Here is a 17,917-nt window from a genome sequence, read left to right on the forward strand (position 1 = left end):
AACGGGGGCGCGGCCCTTCTGCGTCCCGTCAGCTGCCCGCCGGCCCTCGGGGACCCCGCAGTGACCACTCATTGCTCAAAACAGCCCAAAGTGCCCGCACGGCACGTGCCACCTGCGGTTTCGCCGTCCCACGTTTCGGACAGGTCTCAACTCGGGAAAGCTTCCCGACCAAACGGGCTCCCGATCTTGCCCTGCCGGAGAGAAGTGGACTATACCTGTCGGCGTCTGGGGAACCCGCGCACAGCGGGTCCGGGGCGGGGGATTTTCGACCGGGTGGCACGGCCGGTCGCCGGTATCGTTCCCCACCTCACCGGATGCACGGCTTCACTCAAGCTTCAACTGTTCGCGGGCGTCGGCGGATTCCGCTGCACCGCATGAGTCCTGGAGAAGGCGAGGACTTGAGCATGGGATCCGAGTTCAACCGGCGTGACGCACTCAAGCGAGCGATGGCGATCGGCGTGGTGGCGATTCCGTCCAGCACGCTGCTGGCCGCGTGTGCCAGCTCTGGCGGGGACGACAAGCCCGCCAAGGCCGCTCCGACCGGAGCCACCAGCGCGAGCAACCCGCTCGGTGTCAAGAAGGGCACGCCTCTTGAGGCGTTCATCTTCAAGGGCGGCTTCGGCGACGCGTACGTGAAGGCGGCCGAGGCCGACTACAACACCACGTACGGCATCAAGGTCAAGCACACCGGCACCCAGGGCCTGGGCCCGAAGCTCCAGCCGCGCTTCGCCTCCAACACCCCGCCGGACGTCATGGACAACTCCGGTGCCGACAACCTCGACACCGCGGCGCTGGCCAAGGAGGGCAAGCTCCAGGACCTCACCGCGCTGCTGAACGCCCCCACCCTCGACGACCCGAGCAAGAAGGTCCGCGACGTCCTGATCGCCGGCACCGTCGAGCAGGGCCAGTTCGGCACCACGGCGATGTACGCGTTCAACTACGCGTTCACCGTCTACGGCGGCTGGTACTCCAACAAGCTGTTCCAGGCGAAGGGCTGGGAGTACCCGCAGACCTTCGACCAGGCGCTGGCGCTCGGCGCGAAGGCGAAGAAGGACAACATCGCCCTCTTCACCTACCCCGGCAAGTACCCGTACTACGTGCACTTCGACCTGCTCGCGCAGATCGGCAAGATCGGCGGCAAGGACGTCCTCAACGCGATCGACGACCTGGAGGACGGCGCCTGGCAGGTGGACGCCGTCAAGCAGGTGATCGGGTACTACGAGGAGGTCGCGGCCAAGAAGTACTTCATGACCGGCTCCGAGGGCATGACCCACATCCAGATGCAGACCGCCTGGACCAAGGGCAAGGCCGCCATCGTGGCCGACGGCTCCTGGGTGGAGAACGAGGCCGCCCCGACGATGCCGAAGGACTTCGACCTCGCCGTCGGCGCGCTGGTCGGCGCCGGCACCTCCGACAAGCTGCCGTTCGGCACCGTCTACGCGGCGGCCGGCGAGCCGTACATCGTCGCCGCCAACGGCAAGAACCCGGTGGGCGGCATGGAACTGCTGCGCATCATGATGAGCAAGAAGCAGACCGACAACTTCACCAACACCACCAAGTCGCTGACCTGCATCACCGGCGCCGCCGAGGGCCTCACGCTCACCCCGGGCCTGGCCTCCGCCTCCAAGGCGCTGTCGGCCGCCTCGACGAACGTGCTCAACTCCCGGCTCCAGGACTGGTACGTCAAGCTCAACCAGGAGACCCTGGGCAACCTGACGCTCCAGTTGCTGACCGGCAAGATCGACGCCAAGAAGTGGATCGAAGGCGCACAGAAGGGGGCGGACGCGACCAAGAAGGACTCGTCCGTGCCCAAGTTCAAGCACGTGTGACCACCCTCCCCTGACGGCTGAGACGAGAGCGACCGGCACTATGCGACACGGCAAGTACCGGTTCATCATCGGGTTTCTGGCAGTTCCTGTGGCGTTGTACGCGGTCCTTGTGATCTCGCCCTTCGTCCAGGACTTCCAGATCTCGCTGACGGACTGGAGCGGGCTGACCCCCGAAAAGCACTACATCGGCCTGGACAACTACCAGAAGATCATCCACAACAACCTCTTCTGGAAGGCGCTTTGGCACAACGTCCTGATGCTGCTGATCGTGCCGATCGTGACGCTCTCGCTGGGACTCTTCTTCGCCTTCATGCTCAATGTCGGCGGCCGGCGCAAGGGCAGCGCGTCGGTCGCCGGCGTTCGGGGCGCGGGCCTCTACAAGATCGTCTACTTCTTCCCGCAGGTGCTGTCGGTCACCGTGATCGCGGTGCTGTGGGAGCAGATCTACAACCCCGACCCGGACAACGGCCTGCTGAACTCGCTGCTCGGACATCTGCACCTGAGCAGCCTGCAGCAGGTCTGGCTGGGTGACCCGAACATCGCGCTGGCCTGCATCATGGCCGTGATGGTGTGGGCGAACGTCGGCTTCTACGTGGTGCTCTTCTCGGCCGGCATGGCCTCGATCCCCACAGAGATCTACGAGGCGGCGCTGCTGGACGGCGCCAGCCGGCTCGTCACCTTCTTCCGGGTCACGCTGCCGCTGCTGCGTGACACGGTGGCCACCGGCTGGGTCTACATGGGCATCATCGCCATGGACGGCTTCGCCTTCGTACAGCTGATGTCGGTCAACAACGGCGGGCCGAGCGAGACCACCGACGTGGTGCCGCTGCTGCTGTACAAGACGGCGTTCCGGGACAACAGCCAGTACGGCATGGCGGCGGCGATGGGTGTCGCGATGCTGATCGTGACGCTGTTGTTCGCCGTACTGACGCTGCGGCTGTCGCGCCGCGAGCGCATCGAGTTCTAGGGGTGGCGCGATGACCGCAGAGACTTTCGAAGACACGCCAGGTCCGGCGGACAAGAACTCCGACGAGTCGGCCCGCAAGCCGGTGCCCGACGCGGCGGCCAAGCACCGCTGGGGCGGCGAGGGCGTGGTGCTCAACGTCTTCAGTCACGGCTTCCTCTTCATCTGGGCGCTGATGGTGGCCGTGCCGCTGCTGTGGGCGCTGTGGAGCTCGTTCAAGACCTCGGGCGACATCCTGTCGCACCCCTGGTCGCTGCCGCTGCACCCGCACGTCGACAGCTGGTCCCGCGCCTGGACCAAGGCGCACATGGGCCGCTACTTCATCAACACGGTGTTCGTGGTCGGCTGCTCGACCGTCGGCACCATGCTGTTCGGCTCGATGGCCGCCTACGTGCTCGCCAGGTTCGAGTTCTTCGGCAACCGCTTCATCTACTTCCTGTTCGTCGGCGGCATGGCCTTCCCGGTGGTGATGGTGCTGGTGCCGCTGTTCTTCGTCACGAAGAACCTGGGCATCCTCAACACGCTGCCCGGCCTGATCCTGGTCTACATCGCCTACTCGCTGCCGTTCACCGTCTTCTTCATGACGTCGTTCTTCAGAACGCTGCCGACGTCGGTGGCCGAGGCGGCGCTGGTGGACGGGGCGAGCCACACCCGTACGTTCTTCCAGATCATGGTGCCGATGGCCAAGCCGGGCATCATCAGCATCGGGATCTTCAACGTGCTCGGGCAGTGGAACCAGTACCTGCTGCCGCTGGTGCTCAACCAGGGCGACACCAGCAAGTGGGTGCTGACCCAGGGTCTGGCCGACCTGTCGGTGCAGCAGGGCTACCAGGGAGACTGGTCGGGCCTGTTCGCCGGCCTGTCCATCGCGATGCTGCCGGTGCTGGCGGTCTACATCGTCTTCCAGCGCCAGGTGCAGTCCGGACTGACCGCGGGGGCGCTGAAGTAGTACGGCTCCGCAGCAGCCGAAGTCGCGGCCAGAACGCGTTCGCAGCCGGCAGCGGCTCCGCCACCGTGCGGAGCCGCTGCGTGGCGTTCCCGCCCGTTTCGGATAACGGTGTGGTTCTCCCCCTTGACGGGACATCACCGCAAACACTCAACTTAGAGTTCACATGTTGTAGACGACGGGGTCTCGCTGGTGTGACAACCGGTGCGGTCGCGTCCGTGCGGGCGGGCGGAGAACACTCCTCCCGCCGGGCAGGAGTGATTGTCGTGGTCGAGACTCCGGGATCGCAGTCGTCGCTGCACCGGGCCAACCTGGAGCGTGTCGTGCGTGCCGTCCGGCTTGCCGGATCGCTCACCCAGGCAGAGATCGCGCGGAGCACCGGACTGTCCGCCGCCACCGTCTCCAACATCGTCAGGGAGCTCAGAGACACCGGCACCGTGCAGGTCACCTCGACCTCCTCGGGCGGCCGGCGGGCCCGCAGCGTGGCGCTGTCCGGCGACGCCGGGATCGTCGTCGGTGTCGACTTCGGCCACTCCCACCTGCGGGTGGCGGTCGGCAACCTGGCCCACCAGGTGCTCGCCGAGCAGTCCGAGCCGATCGATGTGGACGTCTCCGCCGAGCAGGGCTTCGACCGGGCCGAGCAGCTGGTGGGACGGCTGGTGGAGTCCACCGGCATCGGCGCCGAGAAGGTGCTCGGCGTCGGCCTCGGCGTGCCGGGGCCGATCGACATGGAGACCGGCACCCTGGGCTCGACCGCGATCCTGCCGGGCTGGACCGGCATCAATCCGCGCCAGGAGCTGGCCGACCGGCTCGGCGTGCCGGTCCAGGTGGACAACGACGCCAACCTGGGCGCGCTCGGCGAGCTGGTCTGGGGCGGCGGCCGCGGGGTCAGGGACCTGGCCTACATCAAGGTGGCCAGCGGGGTCGGCGCCGGCCTGGTGATAGACGGCCGGATCTACCGCGGGCCGGGCGGCACGGCGGGCGAGATAGGTCACATCACGCTGGACGAGTCGGGCCCGGTCTGCCGCTGCGGCAACCGCGGCTGCCTGGAGACCTTCACCGCCGCGCGCTACGTTCTGGAGCTGCTGCGGGGCAGTCACGGGGATGGCCTAACGGTGCCGAGGATGGTTCAGCTGGGCCGTGAGGGTGACCCCGGCTGCCGCCGGGTGATCGGCGACGTGGGCCGCCACATAGGCATGGGAGTGGCGAGCCTGTGCAACCTTCTGAACCCCAGCAGGGTGGTGCTGGGCGGGGATCTGGCCGAAGCGGGGGAGCTGGTGCTCGGCCCGATACGGGAGTCCGTGTCGCGCTACGCGATCCCCAGCGCGGCCCAGCGGCTGTCCGTGGTGCCGGGAGCGCTCGGCGCGCGGGCGGAGGTTTTGGGGGCACTTGCCCTAGTGCTGTCCGAGATGGGTGATTCTACACTGTTGGATGGAAACACCCCGGTTGATACGCCCGCATTCTCGGCATAACTGAGCGTTCACACAGCTAACGAAACGCGCCGTTGCCATCTCGTTAAGTGTTTACTTCTTGACGACAGGGCGTCAGCCGGAGTTGACTCACGACCATCTCGGCCGCGGTGTTGCGGCCCTGTCAGGGAGGCAACCTCACATGAACGCAATGACGCGTCGAATCGTCGTCGGAACGGCCGCCGTTTCGATCGCGCTCACCATGGCCGCGTGTGGCAAGGCGGGCGACAAGAAGGACTCCGGCAGCGGTGCCAAGGCCGACAAGACCATCGGCCTGCTGCTTCCCGAGAACGCGACCACGCGGTATGAGAAGTTCGACCGGCCCCTGATCACGGCGAAGATCAAGTCCCTGTGTTCCGACTGCAGCGTGGACTACGCGAACGCCGCCGGCGACGCCAGCAAGCAGGCCCAGCAGGTCAGCACCATGATCACCCGCGGCGTGAAGGTCCTCATCGTGGACCCGCAGGACTCGGTCGGCATCCAGTCCTCCATCCAGTCCGCGGTCGACAAGGGCATCAAGGTCGTCGCCTACGACCGCCTCGCCCAGGGCCCCGTCTCCGCCTACGTCTCGTACGACAACGAGAAGATCGGCGAGCTCCAGGGCCAGGCCCTGCTGACCGCGATGGGCGCCAAGGCCACCCCGTCCGCCAACGTTGTCATGATCAACGGCGACTCGGCCGACCCCAACGCCGCGCAGTTCAAGGAAGGCGCCCACAAGGTGCTGAACGGCAAGGTGAAGATCGCCTACGAGCAGTCCGGTCTGTGGAAGGACAGCGTCGCCGGCCAGAAGATGTCCGCGGCCCTCACCCAGATCGGCAAGAACAACATCGCGGGCGTCTACTCCGCCAACGACGGCATGGCCGGCGGTATCGCCACGGTCCTCAAGGGCGCGGGCATCAACCCGCCGCTGACCGGTCAGGACGCGGAGCTCCCCGGCATCCAGCGGATCCTGGCGGGCACCCAGAGCGCCACGATCTACAAGGCGTACGCGCCTGAGGCCGACGCCACCGCCGAGATCGCGGTGGACCTGCTGCAGGGCAAGGACTTCAAGTCCGTCACGCCCACCACCGCCAAGAGCGGCTCCGGCCAGACCGTGCCGGCCCTGCTCATCGGCGCCACCGCCGTCACCAAGGACAACATCAAGGACACGGTGATCAAGGACAAGCTGTACACCGTGGCCCAGATCTGCACCGCCGAGTTCGCCAGTGCCTGCAAGGCCGCCGGCATCAGCTAACCTCTCGCCGGTGACAGGCCGGGGCCGAAAGGCCCCGGCCGCCCCGTGAAGCCTGTCCGGTGCCCCACCTCCACCAATCACCCCGCTGCCGGGGGTGGGGCACCGGGCGGAATCGCTTGCGGGACAAGCAGTTGGGGAAGAGGTCTTACCTCTAACCTGTTCATCTTGTAAACCTGTGCATTGAGCACGTTCTACCGCGACTGTCCAAGTGCGCGGCATCCCCGCCGGTCAGGCGGCGAAGGAGATGGTTCACGTGTCCGCTACGCCCGTGCTGGCGTTGCGCGGAATCTCCAAGCGATTCGGTGCGGTCCAGGCCCTCACCGATGTCGAACTGGAGGTCCAACCCGGCGAAGTCGCCGCCCTTGTGGGCGACAACGGCGCCGGCAAGTCCACGCTCGTCAAGACGATCGCCGGTGTCCACCCGATCGACTCCGGCGTCATCGAGTGGGAGGGCAGGTCGGTCGCCATCAACCGGCCGCAGGATGCCCAGCACCTGGGAATCGCGACGGTCTACCAGGACCTCGCCCTGTGCGACAACCTCGATGTGGTCGGCAACCTCTACCTCGGCCGTGAGGTGATCCGGTTCGGATCGCTGGACGAGGTCACGATGGAACAGCGCGCCCGCGAACTCCTCGACACCCTGTCCATCCGGATCCCGAGCGTGCGGATCCCGATCGCCAGCCTGTCGGGTGGCCAGCGCCAGGTCGTGGCGATCGCCCGCGCCCTGATCGGCGACCCCAAGGTCGTCATCCTCGACGAGCCGACCGCCGCCCTCGGCGTCGAGCAGACCGCCCAGGTCCTCGACCTGGTCGAGCGGCTGCGGGAACGCGGCCTCGGCGTGATCCTGATCAGCCACAACATGGCCGACGTGACGGCGGTCGCCGACACCGTCCACGTGCTGCGGCTGGGCCGGAACAACGGGTCCTTCCCGGTGAAGAGCACCTCGAACGAACAGATCATCGCAGCGATCACCGGTGCTACGGACAACGCCGTGACCCGCCGGATGGCGCGCAACACGGAGGCGGCCCAGTGAGCGACAAGACCACACTCTCCAAGGGGAAGCACGGGGGCCGGGCGTCGGTGGACGCACAGCCGGCCGCCGTCGCCGCCGCCGTGGACCCGCGGCTGCTGGTCCGCGAGAAGGGCTTCGCGGGCTACATCAGCGAGGTCAAGCGCAAGCTGCGCGGCGGTGAGCTGGGCTCGCTGCCCGTCATCGTCGGTCTGATCATCATCTGGACGATCTTCCAGCTCAAGAACGACATCTTCCTGAGCTCGTCCAACATGACGACGATCAGCTACTACCTGTCGGCGACCGGCATGATCGCCCTGGGTCTGGTCTTCGTCCTGCTGCTCGGCGAGATCGACCTGTCGGTGGCCTCGATCAGCGGTCTGTCGGCGGCGATCTTCGCGGTCTTCGCCACCACGCACGGGATGAACCCGTGGCTGGCGCTGCTCCTGACGGTGCTGTCGGGCGTCATCATCGGCGCCATCCAGGGCTTCTTCTTCGCCAAGATCGGCGTACCCGCGTTCGTCGTCACCCTGGCGGGCAACCTGGGCTGGAACGGCCTGATGCTGTGGATCCTCGGTGACACCGGCAGCCTCTCCATCCAGGACAAGGGCCCGATCCACATCCTGAGCCAGAACTCGTTCTTCCTGGACTCCGACGTGGCCGGCGCCTACATCCTGGCCACCCTCGGTGTGGCGGCGCTGCTGGCCGGCTCGCTGGTCGAGCAGACCCGCCGCCGCAAGGCCGGCATCCCGTTCCGGCCGACCAGCGAGATCATCGTCCGGGTCGTGGCGCTGGCCATCGTCGGCTACGTGGTGGCCTACGTGCTGAACAAGACCTCCGGCATCCCCAACGTGCTGGTGATCTTCCTGGCCGCCCTGGTGATCTGCGACTTCGTGCTGCGCCGCACCACCTTCGGCCGCAAGGTCTTCGCGGTCGGCGGCAGCATCGAGGCCGCCCGCCGTGCCGGTATCAACGTCGCCGCCATCCGGATGGCGGTGTTCTCCATCTCCGGCGGCTTCGCGGCCGTCGGCGGCCTGTTCCTGGCCGGCGAGACCCGCACCGCGACCCTCGGCGCCGGTACCGGCAACCTGCTGATGCTGGCCATCGCCGCAGCCGTCATCGGCGGCACCAGCCTGTTCGGTGGCCGCGGCAACGTCTGGTCGGCACTGCTCGGCATGCTGGTCATCCAGTCCATCACCACCGGCCTGGACCTGCTGAACATGAGCACCTCGCTGCAGTACATGATCACCGCCGCGGTGCTGCTCGCCGCCGTGGTCGTGGACTCGGTGGCGCGCCGCACCCAGAAGGCCTCCGGCCGCGCGTAACACCCCCGCGGTACACCGCGATCGCACCACGAGCCGCCGGGCGGACCTGGACCTCCAGGACCGCCCGGCGGCTTCGCGTTCTCCCGCCGCCGGCACCGGACCGATACGTGGCCGTGACAGACATCGCACCGTGCGGCGAACGACCGCGCGGCGGGAACATTAGACTCGTCGGATCGGCCAGATAGGCCGGCGCGACAGGCAGAGGAGGAACGGGTGGCAGTGCTGACCCGTATCAACGGACCCCGTGACCTCGACCGGCTCGGCCGTGAGCAGCTCGTCGAGCTCGCCGCCGAGATCCGTGCCTTCCTCGTAGACGCGGTCTCCAAGACCGGCGGCCACCTGGGGCCCAACCTCGGCGTGGTCGAGCTGACGATCGCGATGCACCGGGTCTTCCACTCACCGGCCGACCGGATCCTGTTCGACACCGGGCACCAGGCGTACGTCCACAAACTCCTCACCGGGCGGCAGGACTTCGCGAAGCTGAAGAGCACCGGCGGGCTGTCCGGCTACCCCTCGCGGGCCGAGTCGGAGCACGACGTCATCGAGAACAGCCACGCCTCCACGGTGCTCGGCTGGGCCGACGGCCTGGCCAAGGCCAACGAGCTGCGCGGCAAGGACGACCACGTGGTGGCCGTCATCGGTGACGGCGCGCTGACCGGCGGGATGGCCTGGGAGGCGCTGAACAACATCGCCGCCGCCAAGGACCGCCCGCTGGTGATCGTGGTCAACGACAACGAGTGGTCCTACTCGCCGACCATCGGCGGCTTGGCCAACCACCTGGCGACCCTGCGCACCACCGACGGCTACGAGCAGTTCCTGGCCCGCACCAAGGACGTCCTGGAGCGCACCCCGCTGATCGGCCGGCCGCTCTACGAGACCCTGCACGGCGCCAAGAAGGGCCTGAAGGACTTCATCACCCCGCAGGGCATGTTCGAGGACCTGGGCCTGAAGTACCTCGGCCCGATCGACGGCCACGACATCGAGGCCGTGGAGTCCGCCCTCCAGCGCGCCAAGCGGTTCGGCGGCCCGGTCATCGTGCACTGCATCACCGAGAAGGGCCGCGGCTACACCCCGGCCGAGCGCGACGAGACCGACCGCTTCCACGGCATCGGCCCGATCCACCCCGACACCGGCCTGCCGATCGCGGCCGGCGGCGCCGACTGGACCTCGGTCTTCGGCGACGAGATGCTCGCCCTGGGCGAGGAGCGCCCCGACCTGGTGGCGATCACCGCCGCGATGCTGCACCCGGTCGGCCTGACCAAGTTCGCCAAGGCGTTCCCCGACCGGGTCTACGACGTCGGCATCGCCGAGCAGCACGCCGCCGTCTCGGCGGCGGGCCTGGCCACCGGCGGGCTGCACCCGGTCGTCGCGGTCTACGCCACCTTCCTCAACCGGGCCTTCGACCAGGTGCTGATGGACGTGGCGCTGCACAAGTGCGGCGTGACCTTCGTCCTTGACCGGGCCGGCGTCACCGGCAGCGACGGCGCCTCGCACAACGGCATGTGGGACATGTCGATCCTCCAGGTGGTGCCAGGACTGCGGATCGCCGCGCCGCGCGACGCCGACCAGGTACGCGCCCAGCTGCGCGAGGCCGTGGCGGTGGAGGACGCGCCCACGGTGGTGCGCTACTCCAAGGGCGCGGTCGGCCCCGCGGTCGCCGCCGTCGGCCGGATCGGCGGCATGGACCTGCTGCGCGCCCCGTCCGAGGGCGAGCGCCCCGACGTGCTGCTGGTGTCGGTGGGCGCGCTGGCCCCGATGTGCCTGGAGATCGCCGTCCTGCTGGACGCGCAGGGCATCACCACCACCGTGGTGGACCCGCGCTGGGTCAAGCCCGTCGACCCCGAGCTGCCGGCGCTGGCCGCCAGGCACCGCGTGGTGGTCACCGTCGAGGACAACGGCCGGGTCGGCGGCGTCGGCTCCGCCGTCGCGCAGGCCCTGCGTGACGCCGAAGTGGACATCCCCCTGCGGGACTTCGGCATCCCGCAGCAGTTCCTGGCGCACGGCTCGCGCAAGGACGTGCTGGCCGCCATCGGCCTCACCGCTCCCGACATCGCCCGCCAGGTGACCGGTCTGGTCGCCACCATCGACGGCAGGTTCGCCGACGAGGCCGCCACCGACCGGGCCGGCGAGGTCGCCCGCGACTGACCGGGCCTGCGGGTCCGTGCCACCGCGCCCGGCGGTGGCCGGCGGCACCGCCCCCCGGGGTCGGGCGGCCCCGGGGAGCGATGGTAAAAATGCGCGAGAGCAGAGCGGGACGATCGAGGTGGCGGAGTCATGACGGAGTCCAAGGGACCCGACAAGCAGGCCGGCAAGCCGGGCCCCAAGAAGAAGCGCAGGGGCCCCGTGGAGCGGCTCCGTCCCTACGCCATCGGCATCATGGCGATGGTCGTGGTCTTCGGCGGGTCCGCGCTGATCGGGGCGCACGTGCGCAGCACCAAGGACGACAAGATCAGCGCGCCCAGCGGCGCGGTCGGCGCCGCCTGGATCCCGCCGGGCACCGCCCCCACCTCGTCCGCGAGCCCCAGCCCGAGCCCCACGCCGACACCGACCGGGCCCAACTTCGCGGTGCCGGTGCGGCCGGCCGTGCCGGTCACCATCACCATCTACGAGGACCTGCGCAGCCCTGACTCCAAGGCGTTCGCCACCGAGTACCAGGACATGCTGGCCCAGCTGCTGACGACCGGCCAGGCCCAGCTGCACTACCGGATGGTCATCTCCACCGACAAGCAGTACGGCGGCCACGGCGCCCAGGTCGCGGCGAACGCGGCGGCCTGCGCCCAGGACCAGGGCCGGTTCGACCAGTTCGTCGAGCAGGTGTTCAACAACCAGCCCGACCCGCACACCGACAGCCTCGCCAACGAGACCCTGATCAAGAAGCTGGGCCGGAAGACCGGGAAGCTCAACCTCGGCAAGTTCGACCCGTGCGTGGAGCAGAAGGACCACGAGGGCTGGGTGCTGGCCGCGCAGCGCGACTTCCTGGCCTCCGGCGTCGGCACCGCGGCCCCGGTGGTGCAGATCAACGGGGTGACCGTGCACGGCGCCCTGGACCCGCAGCGGCTGCACACCCTGGTGATGAGGGAGGCCGCACGGGTGATCAAGCTCCAGGCGACCCCCGCTCCCACCCCCGCGCTGAGCTGACACACCCTCGGTTCACACCGTTCCCCGCGGTCGGGCGCGTCACACCTTCAACTAGGCAAATGCCTGATTTCGTCAAGTTTTATGCGAAATCGGGTATTGAAGGCATGTGACACCCGATCACGGAGGAGTGGTGTGCATGTCCATACCGGTGTTCGACGAGGTCGAGCCGCCCCCTGCGTGCGGCTGCGAGGAGTGCGCGCGGCAGCGGCTCGCGGACTCGATGGCACATGACACCGGCGGACCGGCCGGCACCGGCGCCACCCGGATGGTCGTCATGGCCACCGCCGCCGGCACCGCGCTCGGCGGCACCGCCTTCTGCGCCGCGCCCGCCGCGGTCGCCGCCGCGCCGCTGCCCGCCAAGGTCACCGCCTTCACCACCGGCCGCGGTGCGCTCGACGCGGCCCCGGCGGCCGACGCCGCCGCCCCGGTCACGCCGCAGGGCGCCCCCTCCCTGGTATCGGCCGCGAGCCCGCTGCGGCTCACCCGGGACCAGATCCTGGACCGGGCCGAGACCTGGGTGTCGGCCAAGGTGCCGTACAGCATGTCCAAGTACTGGAAGGACGGCTACCGGCAGGACTGCTCCGGCTTCGTCTCGATGGCCTGGGGCCTGGGCACCAGCGCCTGGACCGGCAACCTCGCCCAGTACGGGGTGCGGATCACCCGGGACCAGATCCAGCCCGGCGACATCCTGCTCTTCCACAACGCGGCCGACCCCGAGCGCGGCTCGCACACGATCATCTTCGGCGGCTGGGTGGACGACGCGCACACCCAGTACACCGGATACGAGCAGACCACCCCCGGCACGCGGGTGCAGACCACGCCCTACGCGTACTGGACGAACTCCTCGAAGTACATCCCCTACCGCTACAAGTACCTGGCAGGGGGTGGCAGTTCCGCCCCGCCGGCCAAGAACTCCGACGCCTTCCCCGGCACCGCCGCCTTCGGGCCCGGCGCGAACAACGCCAATGTCACCCGGCTCGGCACGATGCTGGTGGGGCGCGGCGCCCGCAAGTACTACAAGGTCGGCCCCGGGCCCAAGTGGAGCTCGGCCGACAAGAACGCCACCGCGGCGTTCCAGCGCGCCCAGGGCTGGAGCGGCGGCGACGCCGACGGCCTGCCCGGGCCGACCACCTGGTCCTACCTGGTGACCGGCAAGGGTCACGACATCGCGGCCACCAAGGCCCGCGCGGCGGCCGGCACCCCCGCCAGGACCGCCGCGAAGGCCCCCGCGAAGACCGCAGCCAAGGCCCCGGCCTACCCGGGCCCGGGCAGCTTCCGGCCAGGCCAGGTCAACGACCACGTACTGGCCCTCGGCCGGCAGCTCGTCGCCAGGGGCTACGGCAGGTACTACCACTTCGGCCCCAGCCGCGTCTGGGGCGAGGCCGACCGGCGCAACGTCGAGGCGTTCCAGCGGGCCCAGGGCTGGTCGGGCGCCGACGCCAACGGCTACCCCGGCCCAGAGACCTGGAGACGACTCTTCTCGTGACCACTCCACCGACCGTCCCCGCAGCCGGAACCTCCGCGACCTCCGCGACCACCGCGACCTCCGCCACCACCGCCACAGAAACGGGCCTGCCGGGGCAGGCGGGGCCCGCGGGGCACGGGCCCGGCTCCCGTACCGACCACGACCTGACAGAGCGTCCAGGGCCCGCCCTGCCCGGCTGGACGGCCACCTGCACGCTGCTGCTGATCGCCGCCGTCACCGGCTGGCTGGTCTGGCGGGCCGGACTGCCGCCCGACCGGCTGGCCGGCCTGCGGCTGCCCGCGCCCGACCGGCCGCACCCGGACGCCGGCGGCACGCTGTGGAGCGGCCTGCTGGTGCTCGCCGCGGTCGGCGTGTTCGTGGCCGCCGGGCTGGTACGGGGACGGCCCGGCAGCGTCCTGGTGCTCACCCGCGGCGGCGGCTACCAGGGCAGCGTCCGCCGCACCGGCCTGCTGTGGATCAGCCCGCTGCTCACCCGGCGGCGGATCGACGTCTCGCTGCGGCACTGGCGCAGCCGCCCCATCGACGCGTTCGACGCCAACGGGACCCCGCTCCAGGTGAGCGTGCTGCTCGTGTGGCGGGTCAGGGAGACCGCGCGGGCGTCCTTCGCGGTGGACGACCACAGCCGCTTCGTCCGCGAACAGGTCGAGGCGGCGGTCGCCCGGGCCGCCGGGCGCTGCCCGGCCGACGACTTCAGCGGGGCGGAGCCGACGCTGCGCGACTGCGAGCGGCTCGGCGACGAGATCCTCACGATCGTCGCGGCGCAGTGCAGGCCGGTGGGCGTAGAGGTCTTCGCGGCGACCCCGGTCCGGGTGGACTACGCGCCCGAGGTGGCCGCGACGATGCGGCGGGCGCGGGTCGCGCACCTGGACGCCAAGCATCGGCGCGGCGTGCTTGACGATGTGATGGCGGTGGTCGCCGAGGTGGTCCGCGCGATCGGCGAGCGCGGCCTCGCGGACCTCGACGAGTACGAACGCAAGGCGCTGGTGCGCGACTTGACGGTGGCGTTCCTGGCCCACGCGTGAGCCCGCCGGCCCTCAAGCGCCGGGCAGGCTACCCCTCTGTGCCCTCAAGCGCCGGGCAGGCTACCCCTCTGTGCCCTCAAGCGCCGGGCAGGCTGATATACAGCCTGCCCGGCGCTTGAGGGCGGCAGGACGTCAGGCCGGGACGCTGGCCACGCCCGGCGCGAGGAAGGGCTTGCCGTTCACCCGGTCGGAGACACCCTCGCGGTCGAGGTACGGCGTCACACCGCCGAGGTGGAAGGGCCAGCCCGCGCCCGTGATCAGGCAGAGGTCCACGTCCTGCGCCTCCGCCACCACCTCCTCGGAGAGCATGAGGCCGATCTCCTCGGCCACCGCGTCCAGCACGCGCGCCCGCACCTGCTCCTCGGTCAGCACCGAGTCGCCCTGCGAGAGCAGCGCCGCCACCTCAGGATCGAGCTCGGGCTTCCCCGAGTCGTAGACGTAGAAGCCGCGCTTGCCCGCCTTCACCACCGCTGCCAGGTTCGGCGACACCGTGAACCGGTCGGGGAAGGCGCCGTGCAGCGTCTCCGAGACGTGCAGCCCGATCGCCGGCCCGACCAGCTCGAGCAGCACCAGCGGCGACATCGGCAGCCCGAGCGGCTCGATCGCCTTCTCTGCGACCGGCACCGGCGTGCCCTCGTCGATGACGTTCTGGATCTCGCCCATGAACCGGGTCAGGATCCGGTTCACCACGAACGCCGGCGCGTCCTTGACCAGCACCGCCGTCTTCTTCAGCTTCTTCGCCACCGCGAACGCCGTCGCCAGCGAGCCGTCGTCCGTGGCGTCGCCGCGGACGATCTCCAGCAGCGGCAGCACCGCGACCGGGTTGAAGAAGTGGAAGCCGACGACCCGTTCGGGGTGCTCCAGCTTCGCGGCCATCTCCGAGACCGACAGCGACGAGGTGTTGGTGGCCAGCACCGCGTCCGGCCGCACCACGGCTTCGAGTTCGGCGAAGACCTGCTGCTTGACGCCCATCTCCTCGAAGACCGCCTCGATGACGAAGTCCGCGTCGCCGAACGCCGTCGCCTTGTCGAGGTGGCCGGTGACCAGCGCCTTGAGCCGGTTGGCCTTGTCCTGGCCGACCCGGCCCTTGGCCAGCAGCTTGTCGATCTCGCCGTGCACGTAGCCGACGCCCTTGTCGATCCGCTGCTGGTCGATGTCGGTGAGCACCACCGGCACTTCGAGACGGCGGGCGAACAGCAGCGCCAACTGCGAGGCCATCAGGCCCGCGCCGACCACGCCGACCTTGGTCACCGGCCGGGCCAGCGCCTTGTCGGGGGCGCCGACCGGGCGCTTGCCGCGCTTCTGCACCAGGTTGAACGCGTAGATGCCGCTGCGCAGTTCGCCGCTCATGATGAGGTCGGCCAGTGCGGCGTCCTCAGCGTCGAAGCCGCGCTGCGCGTCGCCGTCCTTGGCCGCCGCGATGATGTCCAGCGCCCGGTAGGCGGCCGGGGCCGCGCCGTGCACCTTGCCGTCGGCGATGAACCGGCCGCGGGCGACCGCCTCGTCCCAGGCCGCGCCGCGGTCCACCTCGGCGCGCTCCACCTGGATCTCGCCCTTGAGCACGGCCGCGGTCCAGGCGAGTGACTGCTCCAGGAAGTCCGCCGCCTCGAACAGCGCGTCGGCGATGCCGAGTTCGTGCACCTGGGCGCCCTTGAGCTGCCGGTTCTGGTTGAGCGAGTTCTCGATGATGACGCTGACCGCGCGGTCGGCGCCGATCAGGTTCGGCAGCAGCACGCAGCCGCCCCAGCCCGGTACCAGGCCGAGGAAGACCTCGGGCAGCGAGAAGGCCGGGATCGAGGCGGACACCGTACGGTACGAGCAGTGCAGCCCGACCTCGACGCCGCCGCCCATCGCCGCGCCGTTGTAGTAGGCGAAGGTCGGGACCGCCAGCGAGCGCAGCCGCTTGAAGACGTCGTGGCCGCCCTTGCCGATGGCGAGCGCGTCCTCGTGCCGCCCCAGCAGCTCCACGCCCTTGAGGTCGGCGCCGACCGCGAAGATGAACGGCTTGCCGGTGATGCCGACGCCGGTGATCGTGCCCTCGGCGGCCTCGCGCTCCACCTGGTCGATGGCCGCGTCCAGGTTCGCCAGCGACTGCGGGCCGAACGTGGTCGGCTTGGTGTGGTCGAGCCCGTTGTCCAGGGTGATCAGCGCGAACCGGCCGGCGCCCGGCAGGTCCAGATGGCGCACCTGCGCCTGCGTGACGACCTCGCCGGGGAACAGCTCGGCCGCGCCCTTCAGCAACTCTGCGGTCGTGGTGTTCACTTCGCGCTCCCGTCGGTCCAGTGCGGGTTCTCCCACACGACAGTGCCGCCCATGCCGAAGCCGACGCACATGGTGGTGATGCCGTAACGCACCTGCGGCTGCTCCTCGAACTGCCGGGCCAGCTGCGTCATCAGCCGGACGCCGGAGGACGCCAGCGGGTGGCCGTACGCGATGGCGCCGCCGTACTGGTTGACCCGCGGGTCGTCGTCGGCGATGCCGTAGTGGTCCAGCAGCGACAGCACCTGGACGGCGAACGCCTCGTTGACCTCGAACAGGCCGATGTCGTCGATCGACAGCCCGGCCTTGGCCAGTGCCTTCTCGGTGGCCGGGATCGGGCCGATGCCCATCACCTCGGGCTCCACGCCGGCGAAGGAGTACGACACCAGGCGCATCTTCACCGGCAGGCCCAGCTCGCGGGCCACGTCCTCGGCGGCCAGCAGCGAGGCGGTGGCGCCGTCGTTGAGGCCGGCCGCGTTGCCCGCGGTGACCCGGCCGTGCGGGCGGAACGGGGTCTTCAGGCCGGCCAGCTGCTCCAGCGTGGTGCCCGGGCGCATCGGCTCGTCGGCGGTGGCCAGGCCCCAGCCGGTCTCGCCGGCCTCTTCGTTGGTGCGGCGGATCGCGATCGGCACCAGGTCCTGCTGGATCAGCCCGTTGGCGTACGCCTTGGCGGCCTTCTCCTGGCTGCGGACGGCGAACTCGTCGGCCCGCTGCTTGGTCAGCGCCGGGAAGCGGTCGTGCAGGTTCTCCGCCGTCATGCCCATGAACATGGCGGACTCGTCCACCAGCTTCTCCGACACGAACCGCGGGTTGGGGTCCACGCCCTCGCCCATCGGGTGCCGGCCCATGTGCTCGACGCCGCCCGCGACCACCACGTCGTACGCGCCGAAGGCGATGCCGCCGGCCGTCGTCGTCACGGCGGTCATCGCGCCCGCGCACATCCGGTCGATCGAGAAGCCGGGCACGGTGGTGGGCAGCCCGGCCAGGATGCCGGCGGTGCGGCCCAGGGTCAGGCCCTGGTCGCCGATCTGGGTGGTGGCGGCGATCGCGACCTCGTCGATCGTGGCCGGGTCGAGGTCCGGGTTGCGGCGCAGCAGCTCCCGGATGCACTTGATCACCAGATCGTCGGCGCGGGTCTCGTGGTAGATGCCCTTCGGGCCCGCCTTGCCGAACGGGGTGCGGACGCCGTCGACGAAGACGACCTCCCTCGCGGTACGCGGCACGGTAATCCCCTTT

Annotated in this window: 13 protein-coding genes; 11 read left to right on the plus strand and 2 right to left on the minus strand. The window is 69.7% G+C overall.

The genetic code is table 11. The annotated features are described in order from the left end of the window. Positions 1 to 404 precede the first annotated feature (404 nt). The 11 genes from ngcE to ACQPW6_RS32560 all read left to right on the plus strand — a co-directional run bounded on the left by ngcE (position 405) and on the right by ACQPW6_RS32560 (position 14,422). Complete coding sequence (gene ngcE, locus ACQPW6_RS32510; protein ID WP_433893287.1) at positions 405 to 1,829, plus strand: N-acetylglucosamine/diacetylchitobiose ABC transporter substrate-binding protein; 1,425 nt, start codon at positions 405 to 407, stop codon at positions 1,827 to 1,829. 40 nt (positions 1,830 to 1,869) lie between these two features. Then, on the plus strand, positions 1,870 to 2,796 hold the full coding sequence (locus ACQPW6_RS32515; RefSeq protein WP_433893288.1) for a carbohydrate ABC transporter permease: 927 nt from the start codon (positions 1,870 to 1,872) through the stop codon (positions 2,794 to 2,796). A 10-nt stretch (positions 2,797 to 2,806) separates the two neighbouring features. Then, a complete protein-coding gene (locus tag ACQPW6_RS32520; protein ID WP_433893289.1) occupies positions 2,807 to 3,742 on the plus strand; it encodes a carbohydrate ABC transporter permease in 936 nt (311 codons plus the stop codon). A gap of 263 nt (positions 3,743 to 4,005) precedes the next feature. After that, positions 4,006 to 5,211, plus strand: coding sequence for an ROK family transcriptional regulator (locus ACQPW6_RS32525; protein ID WP_433893290.1), 1,206 nt, complete (start codon positions 4,006 to 4,008; stop codon positions 5,209 to 5,211). Between the two features lie 139 nt (positions 5,212 to 5,350). Then, positions 5,351 to 6,442: a sugar ABC transporter substrate-binding protein gene (locus ACQPW6_RS32530; RefSeq protein ID WP_433893291.1), complete on the plus strand. Its 1,092-nt coding sequence runs from the start codon at positions 5,351 to 5,353 to the stop codon at positions 6,440 to 6,442. A 244-nt stretch (positions 6,443 to 6,686) separates the two neighbouring features. Beyond that, on the plus strand, positions 6,687 to 7,475 hold the full coding sequence (locus ACQPW6_RS32535; RefSeq protein WP_433893292.1) for an ATP-binding cassette domain-containing protein: 789 nt from the start codon (positions 6,687 to 6,689) through the stop codon (positions 7,473 to 7,475). After that, positions 7,472 to 8,776, plus strand: coding sequence for a sugar ABC transporter permease (locus ACQPW6_RS32540; RefSeq protein WP_433893293.1), 1,305 nt, complete (start codon positions 7,472 to 7,474; stop codon positions 8,774 to 8,776). The genes ACQPW6_RS32535 and ACQPW6_RS32540 overlap by 4 nt, the downstream gene beginning before the upstream one ends. A gap of 213 nt (positions 8,777 to 8,989) precedes the next feature. Beyond that, a complete protein-coding gene (gene dxs, locus ACQPW6_RS32545) occupies positions 8,990 to 10,921 on the plus strand; it encodes a 1-deoxy-D-xylulose-5-phosphate synthase (RefSeq protein WP_433893294.1) in 1,932 nt (643 codons plus the stop codon). Between the two features lie 129 nt (positions 10,922 to 11,050). Beyond that, entirely contained in the window at positions 11,051 to 11,914 is an 864-nt protein-coding gene (locus tag ACQPW6_RS32550) for a DsbA family protein (RefSeq protein WP_433893295.1), read from the plus strand. 136 nt (positions 11,915 to 12,050) lie between these two features. Continuing rightward, entirely contained in the window at positions 12,051 to 13,400 is a 1,350-nt protein-coding gene (locus tag ACQPW6_RS32555) for a peptidoglycan-binding protein (protein WP_433893296.1), read from the plus strand. Continuing rightward, the gene (locus tag ACQPW6_RS32560; RefSeq protein ID WP_433893297.1) at positions 13,397 to 14,422 is read left to right on the plus strand and encodes an SPFH domain-containing protein; all 1,026 of its coding nucleotides are present in this window, start codon (positions 13,397 to 13,399) and stop codon (positions 14,420 to 14,422) included. The genes ACQPW6_RS32555 and ACQPW6_RS32560 overlap by 4 nt, the downstream gene beginning before the upstream one ends. A 132-nt stretch (positions 14,423 to 14,554) precedes the next feature. Here the strand turns inward: ACQPW6_RS32560 and ACQPW6_RS32565 are convergent, their stop codons facing one another. Together ACQPW6_RS32565 and ACQPW6_RS32570 are read right to left on the minus strand one after the other, a co-directional pair. Then, entirely contained in the window at positions 14,555 to 16,684 is a 2,130-nt protein-coding gene (locus ACQPW6_RS32565) for a 3-hydroxyacyl-CoA dehydrogenase NAD-binding domain-containing protein (RefSeq protein ID WP_433893298.1), read from the minus strand. Further along, the gene (locus ACQPW6_RS32570; protein WP_433893299.1) at positions 16,681 to 17,904 is read right to left on the minus strand and encodes a thiolase family protein; all 1,224 of its coding nucleotides are present in this window, start codon (positions 17,902 to 17,904) and stop codon (positions 16,681 to 16,683) included. Before ACQPW6_RS32570 ends, ACQPW6_RS32565 begins: the two co-directional genes overlap by 4 nt. Positions 17,905 to 17,917: the final 13 nt, after the last annotated feature.

Source organism: Streptomyces sp. CA-111067 (assembly GCF_050956065.1).
GTDB lineage: Bacteria > Actinomycetota > Actinomycetes > Streptomycetales > Streptomycetaceae > Actinacidiphila.

Excerpts from the sequence above, each read along its gene's own strand:
- ngcE (WP_433893287.1), top strand. The coding sequence starts at position 405 with ATGGGATCCGAGTTCAACCGGCGTGACGCACTCAAGCGAGCGATGGCG.
- ACQPW6_RS32515 (WP_433893288.1), top strand. The coding sequence starts at position 1,870 with ATGCGACACGGCAAGTACCGGTTCATCATCGGGTTTCTGGCAGTTCCT.
- ACQPW6_RS32520 (WP_433893289.1), top strand. The coding sequence starts at position 2,807 with ATGACCGCAGAGACTTTCGAAGACACGCCAGGTCCGGCGGACAAGAAC.
- ACQPW6_RS32530 (WP_433893291.1), top strand. The coding sequence starts at position 5,351 with ATGAACGCAATGACGCGTCGAATCGTCGTCGGAACGGCCGCCGTTTCG.
- ACQPW6_RS32535 (WP_433893292.1), top strand. The coding sequence starts at position 6,687 with ATGGTTCACGTGTCCGCTACGCCCGTGCTGGCGTTGCGCGGAATCTCC.
- ACQPW6_RS32550 (WP_433893295.1), top strand. The coding sequence starts at position 11,051 with ATGACGGAGTCCAAGGGACCCGACAAGCAGGCCGGCAAGCCGGGCCCC.
- ACQPW6_RS32555 (WP_433893296.1), top strand. The coding sequence starts at position 12,051 with ATGTCCATACCGGTGTTCGACGAGGTCGAGCCGCCCCCTGCGTGCGGC.